Source organism: Chitinophaga sp., from assembly GCF_035538455.1.
Lineage (GTDB): Bacteria > Bacteroidota > Bacteroidia > Chitinophagales > Chitinophagaceae > Chitinophaga.
The window spans coordinates 1-3,009 of sequence record NZ_DATLKJ010000003.1 but is presented as its reverse complement, the minus strand read 5'-3'; the positions used below and the strand labels follow the sequence as shown (position 1 = coordinate 3,009).

At 41.1% G+C, this 3,009-nt stretch carries 2 protein-coding genes; one reads left to right on the top strand and one right to left on the bottom strand.

Going from position 1 to position 3,009, the window contains the following annotated elements; genetic code table 11:
- The first annotated feature begins 68 nt into the window (after positions 1 to 68).
- Positions 69 to 2,060 (top strand): conjugal transfer protein MobC, encoded by a 1,992-nt coding sequence (gene mobC, locus VM802_RS00070; protein ID WP_325526654.1) that lies wholly within the window; start codon positions 69 to 71, stop codon positions 2,058 to 2,060.
- Positions 2,061 to 2,086: 26 nt separating this feature from the next.
- Here mobC and VM802_RS00065 read toward each other — a convergent pair whose 3' ends face one another.
- Positions 2,087 to 2,839, bottom strand: a complete 753-nt coding sequence (locus VM802_RS00065) for a hypothetical protein (protein ID WP_325526652.1) — start codon at positions 2,837 to 2,839, stop codon at positions 2,087 to 2,089.
- Positions 2,840 to 3,009: the final 170 nt, after the last annotated feature.

Genomic DNA, 3,009 nt, shown 5'->3' with positions numbered 1-3,009 from the left:
ACGCCCGTCCATTGATTAGTGATACATAAACCAGCGCATATGCTGAGAAAGAGTGGAGGAAGTGAGTTATGCGTACCGGAGAAAATGAACAGGGTCTTCGCAAGATCCTGGACCTTACCAGGTTAATCAGCCTGACTGTTTTAGTCATGCACTTTTATTTTTATTGTTATGCTGCGTTTCACAGCTGGCAATTAACGTCGGTTATCACAGACCGGCTCCTGGAGAACGTCGCTAAAACAGGTTTGTTCTCTTATTTCCTGAAATCAAAATTAATTGCGCTGGGATTTTTAGGGATCACCCTGCTCGGCTCCCAGGGCAGGAAGGCCGAAACAGTAAAGTTCAGTACTGTCTGCCTCTATGTAATAGCCGGATTGGTACTATACTTCATCAGTTATTTTGCGCTGTTGTTTCCAACCGATCTGCAGGTTCGTGTCTGCATCTATATTGCCGGTACCGGATCCGGCTATATATTAATTCTCACTGGCGGCACATTACTGTCCAGAATAATTAAGTTGAAAATTGACCGCGATGATATTTTCAACAAGAAAAGCCAAACATTTCCCCAGGAAGAACGCCTGCTCACAAATGAATACTCCATTAATATACCAGCTACCTACAAGTTAAAAAACAAGATCCGGAAAAGTTATATAAATCTAATAAATCCAGCACGGGGGCTGCTTTTGGCAGGCCAACCCGGAAGTGGTAAAACTTGGTACATTTTAGAAGAAGTCATTAAACAACAGATAGAGAAAGGCTATTGTCAATTTATATATGATTGGAAGTATCCAGATCTTACCACTGTCGCATATAACCACTATCTAAAGTATCGCCATAGATATAAAGTACCGGTTAAGTTTAATGTGATAATCCCGGAAGATCCAACAAGAACGGGAAGGTGTAATCCCCTCGAACCTTCTACGATGACGGATATAACAGATGCCGCTGAATCTGCCCGCACAATTCTTTATGGTCTTAACCGTAGCTGGATACTACGCAATGGGGATTTTTTCGTGGAATCTCCAATAATCCTGCTGACAGCGGTGATCTGGTATTTACGCAAATACCGCAATGGAGAGTATTGCACACTGCCTCACGTAATTGAACTGCTTCAGGTTGAATACAGTAAGCTGTTCACGATGATTCGGTGTGAACCTGAGCTGGAAATTTTAATTTCTCCGTTTATTTCCGCACTGGAAGCGGGTGTAATGGAGCAGCTGGAGGGGCAGATAGCTGCAGCGAAAATTGCTATGGCGAGATTATCCAGTCCTGAATTATACTTCGTGCTTTCCGGAAATGATTTTAACTTGGATATTAATAATCCATCTGCTCCGCAGATTTTGTGTATGGGTAATAATCCCCAAAAGCAAGCCACTTACGGTGCAGTACTTTCCTTATACATTAACCGCCTGATAAAACAGATCAATAAAAAGGGGAAAATGAAGTGTGGCGTGAACTTCGAGGAATTTCCCACCCTTACCGTACAGGGTATTGATGCCTTGATCGGAACAGGGAGATCCAACCTCATAGCCACTACCGTAGTAATCCAGAATCTGGACCAGGTAAGAAAGGATTACTCCCGTGAAATGGCGGATGTGCTGATGAATCTCTGTGGTAATATTATCTGCGGTCAAGCTTCCGGAGATACTGCACGACAAATGAGTGAAAGGGTAGGTAAGATCATGCAGGATCGTTCCAGCACTACCATCAATAGCTCTGATACCTCAATCAATCATTCCCAGCAACTTGACATGGCAATTCCTGCCAGTGTTATCAGTAACCTCTCTGCCGGTGAATTCGTAGGAATTGTCTCCGACAATCCCGGGCAGGAAATAAAACAAAAGATTTTTCACAATAAGGTAAAAAAGGATGCCAAGGCTGCTGACCAGGAACGGAAAGGTTATAAAGGCCTGCCGGTAGTACGCAGTCTGGAAAATGGGATTGTGCTGAAAAATTTTCTACAGATCAAGGATGATATTGATGATATAGTAAATACTGAGATTAGTAGTATAATGAGTGATCCGGCAAAAACGCATTTAATTGTCGGAAAGGGAAAAGCATGATCACACGGCAATTAACAGAGACACAGCTAGTGTAATCCTTCTTTTAAGCCGACATGCGTCCAATAACATACATATGTTCTGTCCTTTATGCTCACCAATGCTTCATAAGCGTCTGCTATTACAGGAAACAGGTTAAGAAGTTCTGTAATTGTGACACACATAATCATTATTGTGAGTTCCAATGTATGATAAAGCGTTTTCTTTAATCCGGTATTATCCGATAAATAGCCAGTAAATTGTATAGTTCCGATGAATTCAGAGTGGGCGTGGTTGGAATACAGCTTCCAGGAAGGGGCTAAATGGGTTTCCTTAAAGCGGGTAGATTCAATTATCCTTTCCCATCCTAACAACCTTGAGGGAGGGTTAACTTTATCAACTTTTCTCCTATCCTCAGATGGTAAGTTTTGGTACCAGACGTTATTTGAAATTTGTTGCCGGAGACGAGCTATATCACTTGCCTCTTGCTGCTTTTTGGCTATCGATTCAGGCATTGTACAGTAATAGTTTTGCCTGTTAGAAAGCCCGCTTAATTGATATAGTAGGTGCTTGAACTCACCTTCATCATCGTTGGAGGGAGACAGTATAAAGTAGTATAAGGTCAGATAGCATTCGATTTGAGCGCGGGATAGGACATAAATGGAACTTATATCTTGGATAGACAAAATATTTCCATTTTCATCCTTAAATAATGGAACTGGCGACATCAATTTATTGATAGATGAAGAATGTAGGCTTAACTTAAGTAATAAAGCCTCTGCTGGCTTCATCCAGCTTTGCATAACGATATTATTTGAATGAATGAGATCAACTAGAACTTATTTCATAAATGCTATTTAGTTTTTATAGAACTTTATAGCATGTCAAAAAGAAAAGAAGAACTGACAGATGATCAATGGGCAATTCTAAGTCCCCTTATTCCATCACCATTATTACGGGAAGATGGTAAAGG

Bases quoted from the DNA above. Each gene is read 5' to 3' on its own strand.
- mobC (WP_325526654.1), top strand. From the start codon at position 69: ATGCGTACCGGAGAAAATGAACAGGGTCTTCGCAAGATCCTGGACCTT.
- VM802_RS00065 (WP_325526652.1), bottom strand. From the start codon at position 2,839: ATGCAAAGCTGGATGAAGCCAGCAGAGGCTTTATTACTTAAGTTAAGC.